The following is a 23,700-nucleotide window of genomic DNA, read 5'->3' on the forward strand; positions in this document are numbered from 1 at the left end:
GGGCGGGGTCGTCGGCGGCGAAGGTGCGGACGGGGCCGGGCGGGGTGCCGGCGGTCTCGAAGCGGACGGTGACCCGGCCCCGTCCGCTGCCCCACACCCAGCCCGCGCCGTGCTCGTCGTGCACCACGTCCATGCCGGCGACCCAGCGGTGCCGTTCATGCAGCAGTTCCTCGACCGCTCCGGCCGGGCCGTCGAGGTCGTCGGCACCGGACGGCCCCGACGACGGTGACGGCGCGCCCTGGCCGTCCGCGGCACTGTCGACCGGCGGCCCCGCCGAGAACAGATCGTCCTGCACCCAGTCGGAGAGCCCCGACACGCCGACCCCGAGCAGCCGCACGCCGCCGGCGGTGTCGATCTCCTCGAGCAGCCGGACGGCGACCCGCGACACAGCGCGGACATCGTCGGTGGGCGCGGGCAGCGTGGCCGAACGCGACAGCGTCGTGAAGTCGTGCAGCCTGGTCTTGAGGGTGATGGTCCGCCCGGACAGCCCGGCCCGGACGAGCCGCCCGGTCACCTTCTCCGCGAGGCGAGCCACCAGCGCGGCCAGCAGCGCGGGGTCGGTGAGGTCGCGGTCGAAGGTGTCCTCGACGCTGACGGACTTGGACTCGCGCTCGGCGTTGACCTTCCGGTCGTCCTGAGCCAGCGACAGCCGGTGGAGCGAGCGCCCGTGCGCCTCACCGAGCAGGTCGACGAGGTCGGCTTCGGCGATGCGGGCGAGGTCGCCGACGGTCTTGACGCCGAGCCGGGTGAGCCGGGCCGCCGTCGCCGGGCCGACACCGGGGACCGCCCGGACCGGCAGCGGGTGCAGCACGTCCAGCTCCGTGCCGGGCTCGATGACCACCAGCCCGTCCGGCTTGGCCCGCTCCGAGGCGATCTTGGCCATCAGCTTGGAGCTGGCCACGCCGACGCTGGCCGTCACCGCCGTCCGTTCGTGGATGCGCGCCCGCAACGCCGACGCCAGCTCGCGCACCGCGGCGGCCGAGCGTACCCCGTCGGCGCCACCAGGACCGGCACCGGCACCGAGGTCGACGAACGCCTCGTCCAGCGACAGCGGCTCGACCACCGGCGACACCTCCCGCAGGGTCGCCATGACGATCGAGCTGACCACTCGGTAGACGGCGAACCGGCCGGCCAGGTAGGCCGCGTGCGGGCAGCGGGAACGGGCCTCGCTCATGGACATGGCCGAGCGGACGCCGTAGGTGCGGGCCTCGTAAGACGCCGTGGACACCACGCCGCGCGGCCCCAGCCCACCGACGATGACGGGCCGGCCGCGCAGCGACGGCTTGTCGCGCTGCTCGACCGAGGCGAAGAACGCGTCCAGGTCGAGATGAAGGACGCGCATCCTCTCATCGTGCCACCCCACCCCGACAGCCGAGGCTGCGGTAGCGTTGCGCCGCGACTGGAGTGAAAGAAGGAACCGATGACCGCGATCGTCGTGGGCTACGTGCCCAAGGCCGAGGGGCGCGCGGCGCTCCGGCGGGCCGCCGAAGAAGCCAAGCTCCGCGGCGCGCGGCTGGTCGTCGTCAACTCCTCCCGGGGTGGCCGCGAGCTCGACGACGACGACGCCGTGCGGGCCGACGCCGAGCTCGCCGCCGTCAGCAAGCAGCTCGAGGAGGCGGGCATCGAGGCGCAGGTGCGCCAGTTGGTCCGCGGCATGGACGTCGCCGAGGACCTCATCGCCGTCGCCGAGGAGCACTCCGCCGACTTCATCGTCATCGGGCTGCGTCGCCGCAGCCCAGTCGGTAAGTTGATCTTGGGAAGCAATGCTCAGCGTATCCTGTTGGACGCACCGTGCCCTGTCTTGGCGGTCAAGGCAGAGGACGTGGACTGACCGAAAGGTGTCCCGATCGTGACCACCTTGCACCTGGCCGGCGACCCGAAGGCGGACGCGCTGCTGGCGCGGGACCCGTTCGCCCTGCTCGTCGGCATGCTGCTGGACCAGCAGGTGCCCATGGAGAAGGCGTTCTCCGGTCCCGCGGTCATCGCGGAGCGGCTGGGGACGACGACGCTCGACCCGGCCGCCGTCGCCGCGCACGACCCCGAGGAGTTCGCCGCCCTCAACTCCAGGACACCGGCCGTGCACCGTTTCCCGGGCTCCATGGCCGCGCGCATCCAGAAGGTCGCCGCGTATGTCGCCGAGCACTACGACAACGACACCGCCGCCATCTGGTCCACCGCGAGCACGGGTGCCGAGCTGCTCAAACGCCTCAAGGCGCTGCCGGGGTTCGGTGAGCAGAAAGCCAAGATCATGGTGGCGCTGCTCGGCAAGCAGTTCGGCGTCCAGGCGGAGGGCTGGCGCGAAGCCGCCGGCGCGTACGGCGAGGAGGGCTCCACGCGGTCGGTGGCCGACGTGGTCGACGCTGACACCCTGGCGCGGGTCCGAGCCACGAAGCGCGAGCTCAAGCGCGCGGCGAAGGCCTGAGCGGCCGATGCGCCCGGCAGACGCCCAGCGCTTGCTCGGTGCGCTGGCCGGCGTCGACGCGCCCGTCGGGTTCGCCGTCTTCGACGAGCAGCATCGATACCTGGCCATCAACGCCGCGCTGGCCGAGCGGTCGGGCAAGGGCATCGCCGACCACCTCGGCCGCACGCCCGCGGAGGTCCTGCCGCCGGAACTGGCCACCCACACCGACGAGATGATCGAGCGGGTGCTGCGCACCGGCGAGTCGGTGGAGACCGACGAGCCCGCGGTGTCCGGCCGCACCGACACCTACCACCTGCACTCTTCCTGGTACCTCGTCGACGAAGGACGCGGCCGCGAGGTCGCGATGTTCGTCGTCGACGACACGTCCCACCAGCGCGCCATCTCATCGCTGCGGCGCAGCCGGGCCCGCAACGCCCGGCTGCTGGAGGTGTCCGACGTACTCTCGCGGGCGGTGACGGTGCGCGAGGTCGCCGACGGCGTCGCCGAGATCGGCCGGCGCAACGTGCAGGCCTACCGGACCGCGGTGACGCTTCTCGGCGGGCACGGCCGGCCGTACGCGCTGACCACCGGGGTGGCCGACGGCGAGGGCGTCGCGGTGTGGCCGCACGACTCCGTCACGCCGACGGCGGAGGTGCTGCGCAGCGGGTGGCCGATGTTCCTGGGCACCCGCGAGCGCGCTCGCGCCGCGGTACCGTCGACGCCGACCACGCCGCCCGATCCCGCGTTCGGCCAGTTCCTCGACCGTACCGACGAACGGGCCTGGGCGGTGCTGCCGCTGTCCGGCGAGGACGGCTGCGTGGGAGCGGTCCGCTTCTCCTTCGCCGACGAGCAGGAGTTCGACTCCGACTTCTGCCGGTTCCTGCGGGCGGTGGCGCAGCAGTGCTCGCTTGCTTTCGCCCGGGCCCGGCTGTTCGAGCGCGAGCGCACCGCGGCGGTGTCGCTGAGCCAGGGTCTCATGCCCAGCCGCCTCCCGACGGTGTCCGGCGTCGAGCTCGCCGCGCGCAGCCGCTCCGACGCCGGTGAGGAGCACTCCGTCGGCGGCGACTGGTACGACGCGTTCGTCATGCCCGACGGCGAGCTGGCCGTCGTCGTCGGTGACGTCATGGGGCACGGCGTCACCGCGGCCAGCGGCATGGGCCAGATGCGCGCGGCGCTGCGGGCGCTGGCCCTCACCGATCCCGACCCGGCCGCCGTCCTGGGTGGCCTGGACCGGCTGGTCGAGCGCGACGACGGCGTCGAGATGGTCACCGTCGTGTACGCGGTGGTCGACCCCGCCCGCGGGTCGGTCCGGGTCGGCGATGCCGGCCACCTGCCGCTGATCCGGCTGCCCGAGCTCGGCGCGGTCGAGCTGATCGACGCCGGCGCCGGCACCACGCCGATCGGTGTCACCGAGCCGCGCGGGACGCAGTCGGTGCGGCTGTGGCCAGGCGACGTGCTCATCGCGTTCACCGACGGGCTGATCGAGACGCGCACCCGCTCGCTCGAAGAGGGCTTCGCTCAGCTGCTGCGATGCCTCGAGGACCTGCGCGGAGTGCCGCTGGACGAGCTCCTGGACGCCGTCGTCGCCCGGATGCGCGTGGAGGGTTCGTCGGACGACCTGACGGTCCTCGCGCTGCGGTGGGCGGGGCTATGAGTCTAGGCTAGGCCGATCGACGAGAGCCGGGCCCGCGTGGCGCCGGTTCTCGGGATGAACGGGAAGCGTTCGCTGTGTCAGAATGTTGTGTTGCTGCCGCGGCTTAGTGCCCTGCGCTGTCCCAACCAAGAGACGTCGAGAGGTCGTACGTGTCGTCGAGCCCGTCCAGCACCAAGCACGCCCGGATCCTCGAGCTCCCGCCAGTTCAGGCGCTCGTGACCCAGGGTCGGAAATCGGGTTCGGTCACCGCGGAAGATGTGCGGTTGGCCTGCGGGGCCGCCAACCTGGCGATGAAAGAGAGCCGCTTCGTTGTCGAGCATTTGAAGTCGACCGGTATTACCGTCGAGGTAGCAGCCGCGGACTCACGCAGTCCGCGCAAGCGTGTTGCTGCGGCCACGTCGACGCGGTCGAGAACGGTGACGACGGCTGCAGCGAAGAAGTCCGTGCCGGCGGCCAAGAAGGGCGATGGATCTGTGAAAACGGCGGTGAAGAAGGCGAACGCCGAGGTCGTGGCGGAAGACGCCGGCTTGGAGGCATCCGGCGAGTCGACGCCCAAGGCGACCCGCTCCCGCAAGAAGGCCGCGAAGGCGACCGAGTCCGCACCGGCCGGTGAGGCGGGCGCGGCCGGCACCGACGGCGATCCGGACATCACCGAGCTGGCGGCCGAGGAGGCCCGGGTCGAGGACGAGGGCTTCATCCTCTCCGAGGACGACGACACCGACGAGCCGGAGCAGCAGGTCGCCGTCGCCGGTGCCACCGCCGACCCGGTCAAGGACTATCTGAAGCAGATCGGCAAGGTCCCGCTGCTGAACGCGGGCGAGGAGGTCGAGCTCGCCAAGCGCATCGAGGCCGGCCTGTTCGCCGAGGAGAAGCTCGCCACCGAGAACGACGGCATGGCGGCAAAGCTCCGCAGCGAGCTGGAGTGGATCGCCGAGGACGGCCGCCGGGCCAAGAACCACCTGCTCGAGGCCAACCTGCGCCTCGTGGTCTCGCTGGCCAAGCGCTACACCGGTCGCGGCATGCTCTTCCTCGACCTCATCCAGGAGGGCAACCTCGGCCTGATCCGCGCGGTCGAGAAGTTCGACTACACCAAGGGCTTCAAGTTCTCCACCTACGCCACGTGGTGGATCCGGCAGGCCATCACCCGCGCCATGGCCGACCAGGCCCGCACCATCCGCATCCCGGTGCACATGGTCGAGGTCATCAACAAGCTCGCCCGGGTGCAGCGGCAGATGCTGCAGGACCTCGGCCGCGAGCCCACCCCGGAGGAGCTGGCCACCGAGCTCGACATGACGCCGGAGAAGGTCGTCGAGGTCCAGAAGTACGGCCGCGAGCCCATCTCGCTGCACACCCCGCTCGGCGAGGACGGCGACAGCGAGTTCGGCGACCTCATCGAGGACTCCGAGGCCATCGTCCCGGCCGAGGCGGTCTCGTTCACGCTGCTGCAGGAGCAGCTGCACGCCGTGCTGGACACCCTCTCCGAGCGCGAAGCCGGCGTCGTCTCCATGCGGTTCGGCCTCACCGACGGCCAGCCGAAGACGCTGGACGAGATCGGCAAGGTCTACGGCGTCACGCGTGAGCGCATCCGGCAGATCGAGTCCAAGACCATGTCGAAGCTGCGTCACCCGTCCCGCTCCCAGGTCCTGCGCGACTACCTGGACTGACGGTGACCGGCGCTCGGGTGCTCGTCCCGTACCACCTGGACGAGCACCGCCCCGGGCTCGACGTCCCGTTCACGCCGTCGATGACGGTGGAGGCGCCACTGCCCGCGGACGGTTCGGTGTGGGAGCGGCTGGCCGTGCTGTACGACCGGGTCGCGTCCGTCGTCGCCTCGTCGGTGGGTACGCCGGTGCTCGTCGGGTCCGGCGACTGCACGACGTCGCTGGCGACGGTCGCCGGGCTGCAACGCGCCGGCGTGTCACCGTCGATCGTCTGGTTCGACGCGCACGGCGACGTCCAGACCCTCGAGACCACCACGTCGGGTTACCTCGGCGGGATGCCGCTGCGGATGCTGACCGGCTATCGACCTGAGCTGATCGCGCGGCGGCTGGGCCTGGCGCCAGTGCCCGAGGACCACGTCGTCCTGGTCGACGCCCGCGACCTCGACCCGCCGGAGCGGGAGTATCTGGAGTCCTCCGCGGTGCGGCAGGTGCCGGTGTCCGCACTGGACGCGTCGACGCTGCCGGACGGGCCGATCTACCTGCACGTCGACCTGGACGTCGTGAACCCCGCGGAGCTGCCCGGGCTGCTGTTCCCCGCGCCCGGCGGTCCGTCCCTGGCGGACGTGACGGCCGCGATGGGCCGCGTCCTCGACACCGGCCGCGTCCTCGCCGTCGGCCTCGGCTGTACCTGGCACGACGACAGCGCCGCCGCCACCACCGTTCGCCCCTCCCTTCCCCCCGGTTGGGAATGATCACGTTCAGCACGAAATCTCGTGTCGCACCATGCTCACAAGCCTCGTGATGCGCGGGTGATCCTGGTGATGGGCTGACCGAAAACACCTGGCTCCAGGACCGCGCACCCGGCTAGCGTCCAGAATGTGATCAGCACGCGGCAGGAGGCGCCGGGCCGTTGGGTGGCCGTGGGTGACGACGGCGTCGTGGCTGGTGAGCTGCGGGTCTTCGTCCGGCCCGACGGGCGGCGTTTCGCGCTGTTCGGACCGTCCTCCGACGCAGTGGTCGGTGCTCTGCTCGAGGCCGCGCTGGCGGCCGTCGACGGTGACCTGCGCGTCGAGGCCGGTGCCGACGACGCCGCGCGGCTGGCGCTGCTGACCGGCCACGGCTTCGCCGTCGACCGGCGCGAACACGTCTACGCCGTGCCCACCCGGCGGCTCGGCGTCGACGTCGAGCCGCCGGACGGGTTCGGCTTGCGGTCCGCTGCCGACGTCGACCTCGAGCGGTTCCGCCTCCTCGACGAGGCTCTGCGCCGGGACGTGCCCGGTGTCGGAGAGTGGCGCAACGAGCCGGCGGCGTTCGGCCGCGAGACCTTCGACGATCCCCAGTTCGACCCGGCCACCTACCTGATCGCCGTCGACGGGAGCACCGGCGGCTACGTGGGGCTGGTCCGGGTGTGGGTCCGGACGACGGGGCCGCGGCTGGGGCTGATCGGGGTGCTGCCGGAGTACCGCGGGCGCGGGCTGGCCCGGGCGCTGGTCGGCGCGGTGCTCGACGTCCTGCACAAGCGTGGCGAGGCCGAAGTGGTCTGTGAGGTCGACGAGACCAACGCGGCCTCGAACGCGTTGATGGCCGGGTTCGGCGCGCGACGGATCGGCGGCAACATCGAGCTGAGCTGGCGCCGACGTCGCTGAGGTCGCACCGTGCATCACCAGGATCACCCGCGCATCACGAGGCTTGTGAGCATGGTGCGACACGAGTTTTCGTGCTGAACGTGATCATTTGGGGGCGGGGAGCGGCGAATACACTGGGGGGATGTCGTCCTCGGGTGAGGTCACGCGCCGCAGGGAGCTACCGCCTGCCGTCGTCGCCACCGTTCCGGTGTTCGTGCTGGCGTTGATCATGTGGGCCGGCGAGATCGTGGACGCCTTCCCGGGCGTCGATCTCGACCAGTACGGTATCCGGCCGCGGAACGGGGAAGGGCTGTTCGGCATCGCCGCCGCGCCGTTCCTGCACGGCGGGTTCGATCACCTCATCGCCAACACCGGCGCGTTCCTGGTGCTCGGCGGGCTCATCGCGCTCACCACACGCCGGTTCTGGCCGGTGACCATCGGCGTCGGGCTGGTCGGCGGGTTCGCCACCTGGTTGGTGGCCGCGCCCAACACCGTCCACATCGGTGCCAGCGGCCTGGTCTACGGCTACGCGGCGTTCCTGGTGGCGTGGGGCCTGCTCAGCGGCCGGGTACTGAGCATCATCGTGTCCGTGGTGGTGGTGCTGATGTACGGCGGCATCGTCGTCGGCGTGCTGCCGGGGCAGCCGGGCATCTCGTGGCAGGGGCACCTGTTCGGCGCGCTGGCCGGCGTGCTCATGGCGTTCGTGCTGCGAGGCAGCGGCTCACGCACCCGCACGTGACGCTTCCGGGTCGGTGTCCCCGGTGAAGCGCGGGTCCATCCAGTGCGGCCACTCGGTGCTGTGCTGTCGTAGACGCGGGCGACGCATCCGTCGTCGTCGGCGGCCCCGCCGAACACATCCAGCGCCCTGGTAGCGCTGACCGTCGATGGTGACCGTCGACGTGGTGCAGCATGAAGTGCCAGCCCGGTGGCCACTCGTAGGCGTCGCTGCCGCTGATGCGCACGACGGGGTCGGTCACGGTGGTGCCTTCGGAGCACCACGCGCCCACCAGCGAATTCAATGGATCGAGCAGAGCATCCACATCGACGCCACGCCGGAGACGGTGGGTGGCGGTTCTTCACCGAGCCGGACCGGATGGCCCGCTGGTGGGAGTGCGGGGGTTACATCCCGCCGGGTGGTTCACGGGTGGAGGTCACGATCGTCGCGGACGGTGCCGGCTGTGTCGTGACGGTGCGGCACGGGGGTCTGCCGGCGACGCTGCGCGGCGAGACCACCCGGGGGGGCGTCGTGCTCGGCCGCCTCGCCGTCGAGGCGGCCGGCCGACCGCGTGAGGTCTAGCCCGGCGCCGAAACTAGTCGGTGACGGGGGCGGACGGAGCGTGGAGCCGGTCGGTCTCGTCGTGCCATTCCAGTGCTATCGGACGAAGCTTGGCCTCGTGCCGGCGGCCGTGGTGGCCGCAGAAGAGCAGGTCGCCCTCGCTGAGAACGACGCGGATGTACGCCTGGGCACCGCAGCTGTCGCAGCGGTCGACGGCCTGCAGCGGGCTGGTAGCGAGAGCTGTATTCGTCACGTCGCCAACCTTCCTGATCGATGAGCCACCTCTCGGTGGTCGTGCATCCGTATCAACATGAAACCATCGCCAGGCGTTCCCGCATCTCGAGCGTGCGCTGGTTCGCTCTGCGCGTAACGATCCGGCTGTGAGACTCGTCACCTCCCGGTTCCCGGCCGGCCGATCTGCGTCCGCCAGCGTGGCACCGCGGCTCCGTCGGCCCCAGGGCTTACGCTGGCAGCGCATGTCTTCGTCCCGATGTTCAGGAGGGAACCGACTCGTGACCGCTGAGCGCGCTGATGCGGTGACCACCGCCGGCGACTACACCGCGCGCCATCTGTCGGTGCTGGAGGGCCTCGAGGCCGTCCGAAAGCGCCCGGGCATGTATGTCGGGTCCACCGACTCCCGCGGTCTCATGCACTGCCTCTGGGAGATCATCGACAACGCGGTCGACGAGGCGCTGGGCGGCTTCTGCGATCGCGTCGAGGTCGTCCTGCGCGCCGACGGCTCGGCCGAGGTGGCCGACAACGGCCGCGGCATCCCCGTCGACACCCACGCCAAGTCCGGCCTGTCCGGCGTCGAGGTCGTCTTCACCAAGCTGCACGCCGGCGGCAAGTTCGGCGGTGGCTCCTACGCCGCCTCCGGTGGCCTGCACGGCGTCGGCGCCAGCGTCGTCAACGGCCTGTCGGCCCGGCTCGACGTCGAGGTCGACCGCGGTGGCCGCACCCACGCCATGTCGTTCCGGCGCGGCGAGCCGGGCGTCTACGACGGCGACGGCCCGGACGCGCCGTTCACGCCGTTCACCGACCACTCCGAGCTGCGCGTCGTCGGGCGGGTCGCCAAGCGGGTCACCGGCACTCGGGTGCGCTTCCACGCCGACCGGCAGATCTTCCTGCGCGAGGCCACGTACTCCTGGGACGACCTGGTCTCCCGCGCCCGGCAGACGTCGTACCTGGTCCCGGGGCTCCAGTTGTCCATCCGCGACGAGCGCGGCGACGAGCCGGTGCAGGAGACGTTCCGGCATGACGGCGGAATCAGCGAGTTCGTCGAGTTCCTGAGCCCGGGTGCCTCGGTCACCGACGTGCTGCGGCTGACCGGGTCGCAGACCTTCCGCGAGACCGTCCCCGTGCTCGACGACGACGGCCAGCTGGTCTCGAAGGACACCGAGCGCACCTGCGAGGTCGACATCGCCCTGCGCTGGGACACCGGCTACGACACCGTTTCCAGGTCATTCGTCAACGTGGTCGCGACCCCGAAGGGTGGCACCCACGTCGCCGGCTTCGAGCAGGGCCTGCTCAAGGCGCTGCGCGACCAGATCAAGGTCAACGCGCGCCGGCTCAAGGCCGGCAACGACAAGATCGAGAAGGACGACGTGCTCGAGGGCCTCACCTCGGTGGTCACCGTCCGGCTCGACGAGCCGCAGTTCGAGGGCCAGACCAAGGAGGTGCTGGGCACCGCGGCGGTCCGTTCGATCGTCTCCACCGTCGTCGACCGCGAGCTCAAGTCCATCCTGACCTCCACGAAGCGGGGCGACAAGGCACAGGCCGCGACGCTGCTGGAGAAAGTCGTCGCCGCCGCCAAGGCCCGCGTGGCGGCCCGGCTGCACAAGGAGACCGTCCGCCGCAAGAACGCGCTGGAGACCAGCGCGCTGCCCACCAAGCTGGTCGACTGCCGCTCGAACAGCCTGGAGCGCTCCGAGCTGTTCATCGTCGAGGGCGACTCCGCGCTGGGCACCGGCCGGTCCGCCCGCGACGCCGAGTACCAGGCGCTGCTGCCCATTCGCGGCAAGATCCTCAACGTGCAGAAGGCGTCGGTCGGCGACATGCTCAAGAACGCCGAGTGCGCGGCAATCATCCAGGTGCTGGGCGCCGGCAGTGGTCGCACGTTCGAGATCGACCAGAGCCGCTACGGCCGGGTCATCCTGATGACCGACGCCGACGTCGACGGCGCGCACATCCGCACGCTCCTGATCACGCTCTTCTACCGCTACATGCGCCCGTACGTCGAGGCCGGCCGGCTGTTCGCGGCGATGCCGCCGCTGCATCGCATCGAGCTGGCCAACCCGAAGAAGGGCCAGGACAAGTACATCTACACCTACACCGATCCCGACCTCGACCGGACACTGCGCGACCTGGCCCGCCGCGGCCTGCGGGTCAAGGACACCCCGCAGCGCTACAAGGGTCTGGGCGAGATGGACCCCGACCAGCTGGCCGAGACGACGATGGACCCCCGGCACCGCCGGCTGCGGCGCATCAACGCCGACGACGCCGAGCGTGCCGAGGCCGTCTTCGAGCTGCTCATGGGCAACGACGTCGCGCCGCGCAAGGAATTCATCATCGCCGGCGCCGCCGAGCTGGACCGCGCCCGCATCGACGTCTGAGCCGCGTTCGCTGATCGCCCGGGTCGCTCACCGTCACATCACGAGGCGTTCTCGCGCGTCACGAGGCTCACAAGCATGGTCCGACACGAGATTTCGTGCTGAACGTGATCATTTCAGGCCGTGTGTAGGTGGCCGGTAGGGTGAAGGCGGCGGTTTCGAGCAGACGGGGGTGATCGGTCGTGTGGAGACGCTCCGCGTTCGGTCGGTTGCGTCCCATGCTCGCGGCCGCGCTCGCCGGCGGCCTCATGGTGCTCGCGGCGGCCCTGGTGACGCCGGGCGGTGACGTGGCGCGCGTCGGCGCCGCGGCCGGTCCGGCCATCCACCCCGCGGCGGAGATCACTCCCAACGCGCTGCCCCGCACCTGCCCTCTCCCGGCTGACGACGAGGGCTGCGTCCAAGCGGCGGGCGACGGTGATGACCTCGGGCCGCTCGCCGCCACCGTCGCCGAACCGGTCACGATCGGGCCCAACCACAGCAGCCGGCCCGTCGCGTCCGCGCCGACCGAGGCCGAGCCGGACTCCTCCGAACCGGCGGCCGGCAGCCGGGCGCCACCGGCATCCGCCGACATCTGACCGTCGACGTCTGCATACCGTGCCCCTCGCATCCCACGAGGCGGCACCATCGGAGGGATCCTGTGTTCGCCGTCCGTTCGAGTCGCTCATGATGCTTGCCCTGATCGCCGCGCACTTCGTCGCCGCGGCCGCGGCGCCGGTCCTGGTGGCCTGGCTGCATCGCCGGGCCTTCCTGGTCCTGGCGCTGGTGCCCGCGGTCGCGTTCGGCTGGGCAGTGGCCATGACCTCACGGGTCGCGGGGCACGGCGCGAGCGCCATCGAGGAGCAGGTCGCCTGGGTGCGGACGCTGGGCCTGGAGCTGTCGTTCCGGCTGACCACGCTGAGCTGGGTCATGATGCTGCTGGTCACCGGCGTGGGCGCGCTGGTCCTGGCCTACTGTGCCTACTACTTCCGGCCCGGCGACGGCGACCTGTGGCGCTTCTCCGGGCTGCTCACCGGGTTCGCCGGCGCGATGCTGGGCCTGGTGCTCGCGGACGACCTGATCGTGCTCTACATCTTCTGGGAGCTCACGACGGTCCTGTCGTACCTGCTCATCGGCCACAACCCGGAACGCAAGGCGAACCGGCGCGCGGCCATGCAGGCGCTGATGGTGACGACCTTCGGCGGCCTGGCCATGCTGATCGGCATCGTCATCGTCGGCCAGAGGGCCGGCACGTACCAAATCTCGGCGGTCCTGGCCGACCCGCCGGCCGGCGACGCGATCACCGCCGCCGTCGTGCTGCTGCTCGTCGGGGCCATCTCGAAGTCCGCGCTGGTGCCGTTCCACTTCTGGCTGCCCGGCGCGATGGCCGCGCCCACTCCTGTCAGCGCCTACCTGCACGCCGCGGCCATGGTGAAGGCCGGCGTCTACCTCGTCGCCCTGTTCGCGCCGGCGTTCGCGGGACTGATGCCGTGGCGCCCGCTGCTGCTCGTCCTCGGTGTCGTGACCATGCTCCTGGGCGGACTGCGGGCGTTGCGGCAGCACGACCTCAAGCTGCTGCTCGCCTACGGAACGGTCAGCCAGCTGGGCTTCCTCGTGGTGCTGGTCGGCGCGGGCACCCGGGCGGCGGCTCTGGCCGGGGTGGCCATGCTGGTGGCGCACGCGCTGTTCAAGGCGTCGCTCTTCCTGATAGTCGGCATCGTCGACCGCGCAGCCGGCACCCGCGACCTGCGGGAGCTGTCCGGGCTCGGCCGGCGGATGCCGGTGCTGCTGTGGGCGTCGGTGCTCGCGGCGGCGTCCATGGCGGCGGTCCCGCCGCTGGCCGGGTTCGTGGCGAAGGAGACCGTCTACGCGGCGTTCGTCGACATCGCCGAGACCGGCGACGGCACCGGCATCGGCTCCGCGGCTGGGTGGACCCTCGTGGCCGGGCTGAGCGCGGGCTCCGCGCTCACCGTCGCCTACAGCGCCCGGTTCGTCTGGGGCGCGTTCGCCGTCAAGCCCGACGTGCCGCCGATCGGGGAGTGCCGGATGCCGGTCGCGGGATTCGCTGCCGCGCCGGTGGCGCTGGCGCTGGCGTGCCTGGCGCTCGGGCTGGTCGGACCCGCGGAGACCGAGCTGCTCGAGCCGTACGCCGAGCAGTTCCCGCCGGGCACGCACGAGGCTGAGCTGAGCCTGTGGCACGGAGTGAACACCCCGCTGCTGCTGTCGGTGCTGGCCGTCGCGCTCGGCCTGGCGGTGCACTGGCGACGCGACCTGGTCGCCAGGGTGCAGGAACGGCTGGCCCCGCGGGCCGACGCGGAGTCCGGCTATCGCGCGATCATGCGCGCGGTCGACCGGCTCGCCGTCGAGGTCACCGGCACCACGCAGCGTGGTTCGCTGCCGATCTACCTGGCCGTCATCTTCGTCGTCGTGGTCGCGGTGCCGGGTAGCACGCTGCTGGCCGGCCAGGTATGGGACGGCGACGTGCACGCGTGGGACACGCCGGCGCAGGCCGTGGTGGTGGCGGTGATGGTGGCCGGCGCGGTCGCCGCGGCGCGATCGCGGCGACGGCTCAAAGCTGTCGTGCTGGCCGGCGTCACCGGGTACGGCATGGCGATGCTGTTCATCCTGCACGGCGCGCCGGACCTCGCGCTGACGCAGGTGCTGGTCGAGACCGTCACGCTGGTGATCTTCGTGCTGGTGCTGCGCCGGCTGCCGCCGTACTTCTCCGACCGGCCACTGACCAGCTTGCGCTGGTGGCGGCTGGGCCTGGGCGGGCTGGTCGGCCTCGTGATGGCCGGGCTGGCGCTCGCGGCGTCCGGAGCGCGGGTCGCCGAGCCGGTGTCTGAGGGCTTCGCCGAGCCGGCCGTCTCGTACGGCGGCGGCCACAACATCGTCAACGTCACGCTGGTGGACATCCGCGCCTGGGACACCATGGGGGAGATCTCGGTGCTCGTGGTGGCCGCGACCGGCGTGGCCAGCCTGATCTTCCTCATCACCGGCCGCACCGGGCGCTGGCGGGCCGACGAGGCCATCGCGAACGCGCCGCCCGCCCGGGCCGCCGTCGGCCGCCGGGTCCACCGAAACGTGTGGCTGCGGGCCGGGCGCACCCTCGCGCCGGAGCGCCGGTCGATCATGTTCGAGGTGGTCACCCGGCTGGTCTTCCACGTCATCGTCGTGTTCTCGATCTACCTGCTGTTCGCCGGCCACAACGCGCCCGGTGGTGGGTTCGCCGGCGGGCTGGTCGCCGGGCTGGCGCTGATGGTGCGGTACCTCGCCGGCGGTCGGCACGAGCTGAACGAGGCAGCTCCGGTCGACGCCGGCCTGGTGCTGGGAATCGGCCTGTTCATCGCCACCGGATCCGGGCTGGTGCCGCTGGCCCTCGGCGGCGACGTGCTGCAGAGCGCCGTCGTCGACATCACGATGCCCCTGCTCGGGCACATCCACTTCGTGACGTCGCTCTTCTTCGACGTCGGCGTCTACATCGTCGTCGTCGGCCTCATGCTCGACGTGCTGCGCAGCCTCGGCGGCGGCATCGACCGGCAGTCCGTCGACGACGAGGACGTCGAGTCCCTGGAGCCCGCGGAGGGGGTCCGATGAGTGCCAACCTGACCCTCGTCGCGCTGGTGGGCGTCCTGTTCGCCGCGGGCGTCTACCTGCTGCTCGAGCGCAGCCTCACCCGGGTGCTGATCGGCGTGATCCTCATCGGCAACGGAGTCAACACACTGTTCCTGGTGGCGTCGGGCCGGGCCGGGCGGGCGCCCATCGTCGGGCTCAACGAGGTCGACGAGATGAGCGACCCGCTACCGCAGGCGCTCGTGCTGACGGCCATCGTCATCACCCTGGGCGTGACGGCGTTCCTGCTGGCCATGGCCTACCGCGCCGGGCAGCTGCACGAACACGACGACGTCCAGGACGACGTCGAGGACGCGGTCATCCGGCGCCGGGCCGAGCGCGACGAGGCCTCGTCCACCTACGACGACAGCGCCGGCGGCACCATGGACGAGGAAGGCGCGGACGAGCCGGCCGGTGTCGGCTCGGGCGGGTCCGCCTCGCCCGGCGCCGGGCCAGGCCGCCAGGTCGGCCCGGAGGGGGAGTCCCGATGAACGTCACCGCGCTCGTCCCGTTGGCTGTGGTGCTGCCGCTGTTCGGCGCCGGGCTCGCGTTCGCCCTCGGCCGATCGGCCCGGGCGCAGCGTGTCGTCAGCCTCGCCGTGCTCGCGTTGATGGTGGTCATCGCCGCGGTTCTGGTGGTCCAGGCCGACGCCAACGGCCCGCAGGTCGTGAACGTCGGCGGCTGGGACGCGCCGCTGGGCATCTCCTTGGTCGCCGACCGCCTGTCGGCGCTGATGCTGCTGATCTCCGCCGTAGTCGCGCTCAGCGTCCTCGTGTACTCGCTGGGCCAGGGCGTCGTGGAGTACGGGCCGGACACCCCGCTGTCGGTGTACCACCCGACGTTCCTGGTACTGGTGGCCGGAGTCGCCAACGCGTTCCTCTCCGGCGACCTGTTCAACCTCTACGTCGGCTTCGAGATCCTGCTGGCCGCCAGCTATGTGCTGCTGACGCTGGGCGGCACCGGCGAACGCATCCGGGCCGGCACCACGTACGTCGTCGTCAGCCTGGTGTCGTCGATCATCTTCCTCACCGCGCTGGCGCTGACCTATGCCGCCACCGGCACCGTCGGGCTGGCGCACCTGGCCGGCCGGCTGGACGAGCTGCCCGACGCCGTCGCGCTGTTGATTCAGCTCATGCTACTGACAGCGTTCGCGATCAAGGCCGCGGTGTTCCCGCTCTCGGCCTGGCTCCCGGACAGCTACCCGACCGCGCCGGCACCGGTGACCGCCGTGTTCGCCGGCCTGCTGACCAAGGTCGGCGTGTACGCGATCATCCGAACCCAGACGCTGCTGTTCCCCGACAGCGCGCTCAGCGACCTGTTGATGTGGGCGGCCCTGCTGACGATGGTCATCGGCATCCTGGGCGCGGTGGCGCAGAACGACATCAAACGAATGCTGTCGTTCACCCTGGTCAGCCACATCGGATACATGGTTTTCGGGATCGCGCTGGCCAGCGACGCGGGCCTGTCCGGCGCCATCTACTACGTCGTGCACCACATCGTCATCCAGACCAACCTGTTCCTCGTCGCCGGGCTGATCGAGCGCCGCGGCGGCAGCACGTCGCTGGAACGGCTGGGCGGCCTGGCGAAGCTGTCGCCGGTCCTGGCGCTGCTGTTCTTCGTCCCGGCGATGAACCTGGCCGGCATCCCGCCGTTCTCCGGTTTCCTCGGCAAGCTGGGGCTCATGCAGGCCGGGGTCGACGACGGCGGCGCGCTCGCGTACGCGCTGGTCGTCGGCAGCGTCGCCACCAGCCTGCTGACGCTGTACGCGATGGCCAAGGCGTGGAACCGGGCGTTCTGGCAGGCTCCGAACCCGGTCGGGCCGCGCGAGACCACCGATCTGCACCGCAAACCCGTCCGGCCCGACTCGCCGGAGCCTGCCGGCCGGCTCGCCACCGTGGCGATGCGCGGCGCGCTGGCCGGTCCCGCGGCGGGCCTGGCGCTGGTGGGGCTGGCGATGACGATCTTCGCCGGACCACTGTTCGCGCTGACCGACCGTGCCGCCAGCGACCTGCGCGAACGCACGCCGTACATCGAGGCCGTCCTCCCCGCAGGTGCGCCGTGAGCTCGCCGGAGACACCCGGCGCGGTGCCGAAGCGGCGGCGTCGGCTCCAGTGGCCGATCCTGGTCTGGCTGACCGTCGTCTGGGCGCTGCTCTGGGGCGACTTCTCGGTCGCGAACATCGCGGCCGGGCTGGTCGTGGCGCTCGTCGTGGTGGTCGTCTTCCCGCTGCCGCCCATCGTGTTCGGCGGCAAGGTCCGCCCCGTCGGCCTGCTCCGGCTCATCGGCCGCTTCGTCGTCGATCTGATCGTCGCCAGCGGTCAGGTGGCCCGGCAGGCGCTGAGCATCGGCCGGCCGCCCATGAGCGCCGTCATCCAGGTCGACCTGCGCAGCCGCTCGGACTTGTACCTGACGCTGACCGCCGAGCTGCTGTCGCTGGTGCCGGGCAGCCTCGTCGTCGAGGTGCGCCGCTCGACGTCGACGCTCTTCCTGCACGTCCTCGGCGTCCACGACGAAGCCGACGTCGAGCGGGCCCGCCGCGACGCCCTGGTCCAGGAGGAGCGGGTCGTGCGCGCGCTGGCCTCCGACGAGGAGCTGGCCGCCTACCGGCGCGCGAGGGAAGGAGACCCGCGATGACCGTCGTGATCTGGGTGTGCGCCACCTTGCTGGCCGTAGCGGCGGTCCTGGTGGTCGTGCGCCTCACCACCGGGCCGACCATGCTCAACCGGATGGTCGCCATGGACGTGTTGATCGCCATCGTGGTGGCCGGGCTCGGGCTGGAGGCCGCCCTGAACCAGCACGCGACGACGCTGCCGATCCTGGTGGTGCTCTCGCTGGTCGGCTTCGTCGGCTCGGTCAGCGTGGCCCGGTTCGCCGCCCGCGACGACAAGGGGGAGCGAGCATGACCACTGTCGTCGAGATCGCCTCCGCCGTCTGCCTGATCGCCGGATCGTCGCTGTCGCTGATCGCCGCCATCGGCCTCCTGCGCTTCCCGGACCTGCTCAGCCGCATGCACGCCGGGACGAAGCCGCAGGTGCTCGGGCTGCTGCTGATCCTGGTCGGGGTCGGGCTGCGGCTGCGGGACTGGACCGACCTCGGCATGCTGCTGGCGGTCGCGATGTTCCAGCTTCTCACCGCGCCCGTCTCCGCCCACATGATCGGCCGGGCCGCCTACCGCCACGACGCCGTGCGCGCGGACACCCTCGTCGTCGACGAGCTCACGCCCACCCTCGACGACGTCGGCAAAGGCTGACTCCCCACCCTCCCACGGTTGATCATGGCCAATCGGCCTTCCGGAGCACGCGGAGGGCCGGTTGGGCCGTGATCAACGTGGTGGGACCGACGGGCCGCGGCGTGGGCGTCAGGTCAGCGGGCGGGTGAAGTAGCGGACGGACTTGTCGCGGCCGATCAGCTGCGCCGTGCCCACGGGCGTGAAGCCCATCGAGAGGTGGAGGGCGTCGGAGGCCGGGTTGGGCGGCTCGAGGTTGACCTCGGCGCACAGCAGGGTGTGGCCCTCGGCCCGGGCGGCGGCGATGACCTCCTCGTACAGGGCCCGCGCGACGCCCTGTCCGCGGAGCCGGGACGTGACGACGACCCGGTCGATGTAGGCGAACCGGTCGTAGCGCTCCTTGAACCAGGTGAAGTTCTGGCTGTCGCGGACGGTGTCCTGGTCGAAGGCGACGACCATGGCGGCGGCGTCGTCGGTGATGCGCACCCGCCAGGCGATCTTGAGTAGTTCGCGCAGCTCGTCGGCGGTGAGCTCGGAGAGCTCGAGGGCGTGGTCGTTGTTCAGGGTGAGCAGGGCAAGCTCGTCGGCCGCGGTCGGGGTGCGAAAGGTGTGGGACACGTCACGAGCCTAGTCACGGGGAAGAGCGGCGCCGGTGTACGGGTTGGGCACGACATGGCGATCGATGTCGGACGAGCGGGTGTGTGGGTCGGTGCGCGGACCTGGCCGGCGGACCCATCGGAGGTGGCGGACGCGACCGCGGAGCTGGAGGAGCTGGGCTACCGCGCCATTTGGCTGGGCGGCGCGGAGGGAACACTCCGGCGGCCGGAGCAGGTGCTGGCGGCCACGACGCGCCTCGTCGCGGCCACCGGGGTCGTCAACGTGTGGTCGGAGCCGGCCGACGAGGTCGCCGCCGCGTTCCACCGGGTCGGCCCGGACCACCCGGACCGGCTGCTGCTGGGCATTGGCGCCGGGCATGCGAAGTTCGTCGAGCCGGGCGGGCAGCTCTACGAACGCCCGTACAGCAAGGTCGCGGCGTACCTGGACGCCCTGGACGCGGCGGGTGTGCCCGTGGGCGCCCGGGCCGTCGCGGCGCTGGGCCCGCGCACCGTCCAGCTGGCGGGGGAGCGCAGCCTGGGCGCGCACCCGTACCTGGTGACGCCGCGGCACACGGCGATGGCGCGGGGCATCCTGGGCGACGGGCCGCTGCTGGCGCCGGAGCAGAAGGTAGTGCTCGCCACCGACCCCGACGAGGCCCGCGCCGTCGCCCGCCCGGTGGTCGCGTTCTACCTCGGGCTGCCGAACTACGTGAACAACCTGCGCCGCCTCGGGTTCGGGGACGACGACCTCAGCGGCGACGGCAGCGACCGGCTGGTCGACGCGCTGGTCGCCTGGGGTGACGTCGACACCGTCGCCGCCCGCATCCGTGAGCACCACGACGCCGGTGCCGACCACGTGTGCGTGCAGGTCCTCACCGGCGAACGCGGGCTGCCGCGGCAGCAGTGGCGTGCGCTCGCGCCTGCCCTCGTCTAGGCGCTAGGCGACCTGCGACAACCGGCCGGTGTCGACGTCGTAGACGAAGCCGCCGACGGGCGCGCCGGGCGACAGGAAGGGCCACGACCGGATCTTCTGCACGTCCGCGGCCAGAGTTGCGCGCTGGTCGGCGACGAGCTGGAAGTCGAGGCTGCGCACGTCGATGCCGGAGCTGTCCAGGATGGCGGCGTTGACCTCCTCGGCCGTTGCGCTGGCCATCTTGCACCTGGTGTGCGCCACCACCATGATCCGCGTGACGCCGAGCAGGTGGGTGGCCAGCGCCAGCGTACGCAGCACGTCGGCGGTCACGCGGGCGCCCGCGTTACGCATGATCTTGGCGTCGCCGGGCTTCAGCCCGAGCATCTCCAAAGGCTCGATGCGGGAATCCATGCAGGTGACGACGGCGAGCCCGCGAGCGGCCACGGGCTGCAGGCCGGCCAGGTCGAAGTGCTTGGCGTAGTCGTCGTTGGCGGCCAGGACGTCGGCGAAATCCTCGGTCTGCATGACGCTCCTCTCATCCGCGCAGGCGGGCGATGTAGGCGACGGGGGTTCCGGCCGGCTTGCCGCACGACTCCGGGCGGGCCGGGTGCTGCTTCTCGGTGCGCACCTGGACCGTCCAGGTGCGGCCGTCACGGTGCTCGACGACGGCGTCCCAGGCGGCGTCGTCGAGCGGGGCCACGGCGGCGACGTCGAGGTCGTCGAGCCCGGTGTCGCCGGAGACGCGGCGGACCGCGGCCTCCGCGGCCTGGGCGGGCCGGCTGAAAGTGCTGCGGCCCCGGTAGTGGTCGGCATGGAACCGGCCGGCCCGGGCGGACTCGACGAGAAGCAGTGCCGCCTTGTCGTCGAGCCGGCCGTAGACGACGCCGTGCGGCAGCAGCACGGCGGTCGGGGCGAACCGGTGGCCGCCGAGGTGGGTGGTCTCCCAGACCCGCCCCAGGATGTCGTCGCGGACGTCGTGCACGAGCTGGCGGCCCTTCTGCGCGCAGCACACGTCGCGGCGCCCGTTGGTGCAGACCAGGAGCAGCGGCTCGGGCTCCGGGCGCAGCGCCAGCCCGGCGGAGGCGACGACGGCGTCGAGGTCGCGGCCGCCGCGGGCGGCGCGCAGCGCGGCCCAGTCGAGCCCGCGCAGGTCGGACGGGTCCGCGATCCAGCCGCCGAGCAGGCGGGTAGCGCCCGGGCGGGTCGCGGCCAGCCACACCCGGTGCGACACGGGGCGGCGGGTGTCGGGGTGCTGGCGCGGGCGGCGGACCAGCGCGACCCGGCCGCCGTGCTCGCCGGCCGATGCGTCCAGCTCTGCGCCGAGGCGGGGGTCGAGATGCGACTGCGTGAGCGCCTTCGCGCCCCACGGCCCGGGCTGCTCGACCACCAGCCACCAGGCGGCCACCGGCGCCGTACCGGCCAGCGGCTCGCCGAGCTCGCGGCTGTCGTCGGAGCAGGAGGTCACGCCACCACGGTACGGGGGACGTGCCGCAGCAGGAGCAGCGCGCCCACGGTCGCGGCCGCCGCGCACACCGCGGCGCCGGTGAACGTAGCCTGCAGCTGCTCCACGATGGCCTGCCGGACGGCGTCGTCGTACGGCGGGCAGTCGGTGGGGGATGACGGGCAGGTGACCGTGGGCGACTCGATGTCGGCCTGGACGGAGTAGAGGCGCCGCAGCCCGATCGCGGTGAGCGCGGACAGCCCGGCGAGCATGCCGACCATGCGGGCGACGACGAGCAGGGCGCTGGCCACGCCGTGGGTCGCGCGCGGCGCCGCGGCCAGCAGCGCCGCGTTGACCGGGGCGATGGCCAGGCCGAACCCGAACCCGGCCGCGACCAGGACGGCGTCGTCGCCGAGCCCGTCGAGCGACCCGAGCCCCCAGGTGGCTATGACGGCGAGCCCGGTGGTGCCGACGGCAAGCCCGGCGGTGGCCACCGGCGCCGGGCTGAACCGGTGCAGCAGCCAGCCGCCGAGCACCGCGCCGACCGGCAGCGCCACCAGGAACCGGAGCAGCACCAGCGCCGCGTCCAGCTGGTCCGCGCCCTCGAGCACGGTGCGCGCCAGGATGGGGACGTCGACGACGACGGCGACCAGTGCGGCCCCGACGAAGAAGCTGACCAGCAGCGATCCCCACGCCGGCACGGCGCGGACGGCGGCCGGCGGCACCAGCGGGGCGGCGGCCCGGCGCTGCCGCCAGGCGAACCCGGCCAGCGCCAGCGCCGACCCGGCGAGCAGCCACGGCCCGGACGGCGCCATCAGCTCGACCGCGGGGTCTGCCACGGCGAAGGTCAGCACGATGCCGCCCAGCGCGGTGCCGAGCAGCAGCGCGCCGGGCAGGTCGGCGGCGCGCAGCACCGCCGGGGTGCGGCGCAGCGGCAGGACCGGCCGGCGCGCGGTCAGCTCCCGCGCGACGAACGCCAGCACCAGCACGGCCGCGGCGATGGCCAGCGGAGTGGTCCAGCCGCGGCCGTCGACCCGCGGGACCAGCAGCTCGCCCCACCGAACGCTCTGCTCGAGCGGGTCCGGCCGGGTCACCGCGAGGCCGGCGCAGGCCAGCGCGCCCAGGCCCAGCAACGCACCGGCGACGTCCGGCCAGCCGGCGGGCGCGGACGGCGGCCGCGCGGGCGATGAGGCCGGCTGCGCGGGCGCCAGGGTGAGCTGGCGCCGTCGGGCGACCGTGCCGGCGAACAGCACCGCCCCGATCACGAAGTTGACCCAGAAGATGGCCCGCCAGTCGGCGACGGCGAGGATGGCCGCGCCGAACAGCGGACCCAGCACCGAGCCCAGCTCCTGGACGGCGCCGACCAGGCCCAGCGGGACGCCGCGACGCTCTGCCGGCCACAGGTCGGCCACCAGCGCCAGCGTCACCGGGACCAGTGCGCCGCCGCCGGCGCCCTGTAGGAACCGGCCGACCACGGCGCCGGCGACGCCGTCGGCGGAGGCCGTCAGGAGCGACCCGGCGGTGAAGACCAGCATCGAGCCGGTGAGGACGGGCAGACGCCCGGTGACGTCGGAGATGCGCCCGACGAGGGGGAGGACCACGACGTAGCCGAGCAGGAACATCGACACCAGCGGCGCGGCCCGCTGCAGCTCGTCGGCGTCCAACCCGACGCCGATCATCATGTCCGGCAGCGCCAGGACGATGACGTAGGTGTCGGCGGCCGCCAGCAGTACCCCGACGACCCCGAGCGCCAGCGCCCGGCGGCCGGCGCGCTCAGCTGTCGGGAGCACTGATCTCGGCGGGCTCGTCGTAGTCGTCGAGCTGGACGGAGTAGCTCTGCTCGTCGCCGCCCTCGTAGAACGGCCCGGTCAAGGTGGCCTGACGCAGGTGCCCGGAGTCGGAATCGAGCGCCCAGACGGCCTGGACCTCGGCGGTCGGGTCGGCGATGGCGAGGATGCGGCCGACCAGCTCGCCCGGCAGGACCGATTCGACCTGGTCGTAGACCTCGCCGTCGATGCGCACCTGGTCGCCCGCGGTGACCTCGCTGCCGGACGTGAGCAGTTGGCTGACGCCCTCGTCGGGGTCTATGAGCAGGCCGGGGTCGCCGAACCCGAGCTCTTCGGCGTCGACCTCCGCGAACCCATTGGTCAACGGCAGCTGTGCCCACAGCTGGCCGTCGACGGAGACGACGGCGACGGTGGCCGGCAGCGCGCCGGCGCGGATGCGGATGTCGCCCTCGAACGACGCCGGCGGCACGGCGACGCCCTCCGCGCCGAGGACGACGGTGCCGTCGTCGGGCAGATCCTCGCCCTCGACGGTGAACCGCACGCTCGACGCCTCGTTCAGCAGGTCGGCGGCGGTGTCCAGCTGTGCCTGGGGGTCGTCGCCGCCGCCGTCGCCGTCGTCGTCACCGCTGCATCCGGCGAGGGCGAGCGTGGTGGCCGTGGCGAGCAGAGCGGCGGCGATCCGGCGGGCGGTGACTCGCATGAGGGCAGTGTGCCAGCCGGGGCGGTCAGGTGCCCGGCCGACCCGCGAGCTGGACTCCACACGAACTCCTCCCGGACGGCAGCGACGCCCCACGGTGCCCGTCGGCCGCTGTGAACTCGCTGAGAGTTCGACTGCATTGCGATACGCGACCGTTGCGTATCGTGCGGATGGGGTCTATTGTCGCCCCCATACCGATACGACACGTGAGCGTATCGAAACAACA

General features: G+C 72.2%; 24 protein-coding genes. 17 read left to right on the forward strand and 7 right to left on the reverse strand.

Features of this window, described 5'->3' with window-relative positions:
- The coding region (locus tag E1269_RS26475) for a DNA polymerase IV (protein ID WP_131900245.1) at positions 1-1,342 on the reverse strand (1,342 nt) is incomplete at its 3' end.
- Positions 1,343-1,420: 78 nt separating this feature from the next.
- Here E1269_RS26475 and E1269_RS26480 point away from each other — a divergent pair.
- The 8 genes from E1269_RS26480 (at position 1,421) to E1269_RS32525 (ending at position 8,638) form a co-directional block, all read left to right on the forward strand.
- Positions 1,421-1,831, forward strand: a complete 411-nt coding sequence (locus E1269_RS26480; RefSeq protein WP_131900246.1) for a universal stress protein — start codon at positions 1,421-1,423, stop codon at positions 1,829-1,831.
- 15 nt (positions 1,832-1,846) lie between these two features.
- Positions 1,847-2,422, forward strand: coding sequence for an HhH-GPD-type base excision DNA repair protein (locus tag E1269_RS26485; protein WP_131900248.1), 576 nt, complete (start codon positions 1,847-1,849; stop codon positions 2,420-2,422).
- A gap of 7 nt (positions 2,423-2,429) precedes the next feature.
- Positions 2,430-4,055, forward strand: a complete 1,626-nt coding sequence (locus E1269_RS26490; protein ID WP_131900250.1) for a SpoIIE family protein phosphatase — start codon at positions 2,430-2,432, stop codon at positions 4,053-4,055.
- A gap of 149 nt (positions 4,056-4,204) precedes the next feature.
- Positions 4,205-5,719 (forward strand): RNA polymerase sigma factor, encoded by a 1,515-nt coding sequence (locus E1269_RS26495; RefSeq protein ID WP_420810676.1) that lies wholly within the window; start codon positions 4,205-4,207, stop codon positions 5,717-5,719.
- Between the two features lie 2 nt (positions 5,720-5,721).
- Positions 5,722-6,468 (forward strand): arginase family protein, encoded by a 747-nt coding sequence (locus tag E1269_RS26500; RefSeq protein ID WP_203434100.1) that lies wholly within the window; start codon positions 5,722-5,724, stop codon positions 6,466-6,468.
- A 126-nt stretch (positions 6,469-6,594) separates the two neighbouring features.
- A complete protein-coding gene (locus E1269_RS26505) occupies positions 6,595-7,362 on the forward strand; it encodes a GNAT family N-acetyltransferase (protein WP_131900254.1) in 768 nt (255 codons plus the stop codon).
- A gap of 121 nt (positions 7,363-7,483) precedes the next feature.
- Positions 7,484-8,080, forward strand: a complete 597-nt coding sequence (locus E1269_RS26510; RefSeq protein WP_131900256.1) for a rhomboid family intramembrane serine protease — start codon at positions 7,484-7,486, stop codon at positions 8,078-8,080.
- 405 nt (positions 8,081-8,485) lie between these two features.
- Positions 8,486-8,638, forward strand: a complete 153-nt coding sequence (locus tag E1269_RS32525) for a hypothetical protein (protein ID WP_162606645.1) — start codon at positions 8,486-8,488, stop codon at positions 8,636-8,638.
- A gap of 13 nt (positions 8,639-8,651) precedes the next feature.
- Here the strand turns inward: E1269_RS32525 and E1269_RS26515 are convergent, their stop codons facing one another.
- Positions 8,652-8,870, reverse strand: coding sequence for a DUF7455 domain-containing protein (locus E1269_RS26515; protein WP_203434101.1), 219 nt, complete (start codon positions 8,868-8,870; stop codon positions 8,652-8,654).
- Positions 8,871-9,093: 223 nt separating this feature from the next.
- Here E1269_RS26515 and E1269_RS26520 point away from each other — a divergent pair, with 223 nt between their 5' ends.
- The 8 genes from E1269_RS26520 (at position 9,094) to mnhG (ending at position 18,064) form a co-directional block, all read left to right on the forward strand.
- A complete protein-coding gene (locus tag E1269_RS26520; RefSeq protein ID WP_131900258.1) occupies positions 9,094-11,229 on the forward strand; it encodes a DNA gyrase/topoisomerase IV subunit B in 2,136 nt (711 codons plus the stop codon).
- Positions 11,230-11,408: 179 nt separating this feature from the next.
- Entirely contained in the window at positions 11,409-11,801 is a 393-nt protein-coding gene (locus tag E1269_RS26525) for a hypothetical protein (protein ID WP_131900260.1), read from the forward strand.
- A 91-nt stretch (positions 11,802-11,892) separates the two neighbouring features.
- Positions 11,893-14,799, forward strand: coding sequence for a Na+/H+ antiporter subunit A (locus tag E1269_RS26530; protein ID WP_131900326.1), 2,907 nt, complete (start codon positions 11,893-11,895; stop codon positions 14,797-14,799).
- On the forward strand, positions 14,796-15,305 hold the full coding sequence (locus E1269_RS26535) for a Na(+)/H(+) antiporter subunit C (RefSeq protein WP_131900262.1): 510 nt from the start codon (positions 14,796-14,798) through the stop codon (positions 15,303-15,305). The genes E1269_RS26530 and E1269_RS26535 overlap by 4 nt, the downstream gene beginning before the upstream one ends.
- Entirely contained in the window at positions 15,302-16,876 is a 1,575-nt protein-coding gene (locus E1269_RS26540; RefSeq protein ID WP_131900264.1) for a Na+/H+ antiporter subunit D, read from the forward strand. Before E1269_RS26535 ends, E1269_RS26540 begins: the two co-directional genes overlap by 4 nt.
- Positions 16,873-17,448: a Na+/H+ antiporter subunit E gene (locus E1269_RS26545; protein WP_131900266.1), complete on the forward strand. Its 576-nt coding sequence runs from the start codon at positions 16,873-16,875 to the stop codon at positions 17,446-17,448. Before E1269_RS26540 ends, E1269_RS26545 begins: the two co-directional genes overlap by 4 nt.
- Entirely contained in the window at positions 17,445-17,717 is a 273-nt protein-coding gene (locus tag E1269_RS26550; RefSeq protein WP_131900268.1) for an MrpF/PhaF family protein, read from the forward strand. The genes E1269_RS26545 and E1269_RS26550 overlap by 4 nt, the downstream gene beginning before the upstream one ends.
- Positions 17,714-18,064: a monovalent cation/H(+) antiporter subunit G gene (gene mnhG / locus E1269_RS26555; protein ID WP_131900270.1), complete on the forward strand. Its 351-nt coding sequence runs from the start codon at positions 17,714-17,716 to the stop codon at positions 18,062-18,064. The genes E1269_RS26550 and mnhG overlap by 4 nt, the downstream gene beginning before the upstream one ends.
- 108 nt (positions 18,065-18,172) lie before the next feature.
- Here the strand turns inward: mnhG and E1269_RS26560 are convergent, their stop codons facing one another.
- Positions 18,173-18,658, reverse strand: a complete 486-nt coding sequence (locus E1269_RS26560) for a GNAT family N-acetyltransferase (RefSeq protein ID WP_131900272.1) — start codon at positions 18,656-18,658, stop codon at positions 18,173-18,175.
- A gap of 54 nt (positions 18,659-18,712) precedes the next feature.
- Here E1269_RS26560 and E1269_RS26565 point away from each other — a divergent pair, with 54 nt between their 5' ends.
- Positions 18,713-19,570, forward strand: a complete 858-nt coding sequence (locus E1269_RS26565; protein ID WP_131900274.1) for an LLM class F420-dependent oxidoreductase — start codon at positions 18,713-18,715, stop codon at positions 19,568-19,570.
- Between the two features lie 3 nt (positions 19,571-19,573).
- Here E1269_RS26565 and E1269_RS26570 read toward each other — a convergent pair whose 3' ends face one another.
- The 4 genes from E1269_RS26570 to E1269_RS26585 are packed head-to-tail and all read right to left on the reverse strand — an operon-like array spanning position 19,574 to position 23,477.
- The gene (locus E1269_RS26570) at positions 19,574-20,074 is read right to left on the reverse strand and encodes a beta-class carbonic anhydrase (protein ID WP_131900276.1); all 501 of its coding nucleotides are present in this window, start codon (positions 20,072-20,074) and stop codon (positions 19,574-19,576) included.
- Positions 20,075-20,084: 10 nt separating this feature from the next.
- The gene (locus E1269_RS26575; protein ID WP_131900278.1) at positions 20,085-21,014 is read right to left on the reverse strand and encodes a sucrase ferredoxin; all 930 of its coding nucleotides are present in this window, start codon (positions 21,012-21,014) and stop codon (positions 20,085-20,087) included.
- Positions 21,011-22,780: an MFS transporter gene (locus E1269_RS26580; protein ID WP_131900280.1), complete on the reverse strand. Its 1,770-nt coding sequence runs from the start codon at positions 22,778-22,780 to the stop codon at positions 21,011-21,013. Before E1269_RS26580 ends, E1269_RS26575 begins: the two co-directional genes overlap by 4 nt.
- Positions 22,764-23,477, reverse strand: a complete 714-nt coding sequence (locus E1269_RS26585; RefSeq protein WP_131900282.1) for an LppX_LprAFG lipoprotein — start codon at positions 23,475-23,477, stop codon at positions 22,764-22,766. Before E1269_RS26585 ends, E1269_RS26580 begins: the two co-directional genes overlap by 17 nt.
- Positions 23,478-23,700: the final 223 nt, after the last annotated feature.

It is taken from the genome of Jiangella asiatica (genome assembly GCF_004349065.1).
Classification (GTDB): domain Bacteria; phylum Actinomycetota; class Actinomycetes; order Jiangellales; family Jiangellaceae; genus Jiangella; species Jiangella asiatica.

Excerpts from the sequence above, each read along its gene's own strand:
- E1269_RS26480 (WP_131900246.1), top strand. The coding sequence starts at position 1,421 with ATGACCGCGATCGTCGTGGGCTACGTGCCCAAGGCCGAGGGGCGCGCG.
- E1269_RS26490 (WP_131900250.1), top strand. The coding sequence starts at position 2,430 with ATGCGCCCGGCAGACGCCCAGCGCTTGCTCGGTGCGCTGGCCGGCGTC.
- E1269_RS26510 (WP_131900256.1), top strand. The coding sequence starts at position 7,484 with ATGTCGTCCTCGGGTGAGGTCACGCGCCGCAGGGAGCTACCGCCTGCC.
- E1269_RS26520 (WP_131900258.1), top strand. The coding sequence starts at position 9,094 with ATGTCTTCGTCCCGATGTTCAGGAGGGAACCGACTCGTGACCGCTGAG.
- E1269_RS26530 (WP_131900326.1), top strand. The coding sequence starts at position 11,893 with ATGCTTGCCCTGATCGCCGCGCACTTCGTCGCCGCGGCCGCGGCGCCG.
- E1269_RS26535 (WP_131900262.1), top strand. The coding sequence starts at position 14,796 with ATGAGTGCCAACCTGACCCTCGTCGCGCTGGTGGGCGTCCTGTTCGCC.
- E1269_RS26540 (WP_131900264.1), top strand. The coding sequence starts at position 15,302 with ATGAACGTCACCGCGCTCGTCCCGTTGGCTGTGGTGCTGCCGCTGTTC.
- E1269_RS26550 (WP_131900268.1), top strand. The coding sequence starts at position 17,445 with ATGACCGTCGTGATCTGGGTGTGCGCCACCTTGCTGGCCGTAGCGGCG.
- mnhG (WP_131900270.1), top strand. The coding sequence starts at position 17,714 with ATGACCACTGTCGTCGAGATCGCCTCCGCCGTCTGCCTGATCGCCGGA.
- E1269_RS26565 (WP_131900274.1), top strand. The coding sequence starts at position 18,713 with ATGGCGATCGATGTCGGACGAGCGGGTGTGTGGGTCGGTGCGCGGACC.
- E1269_RS26570 (WP_131900276.1), bottom strand. The coding sequence starts at position 20,074 with ATGCAGACCGAGGATTTCGCCGACGTCCTGGCCGCCAACGACGACTAC.
- E1269_RS26585 (WP_131900282.1), bottom strand. The coding sequence starts at position 23,477 with ATGCGAGTCACCGCCCGCCGGATCGCCGCCGCTCTGCTCGCCACGGCC.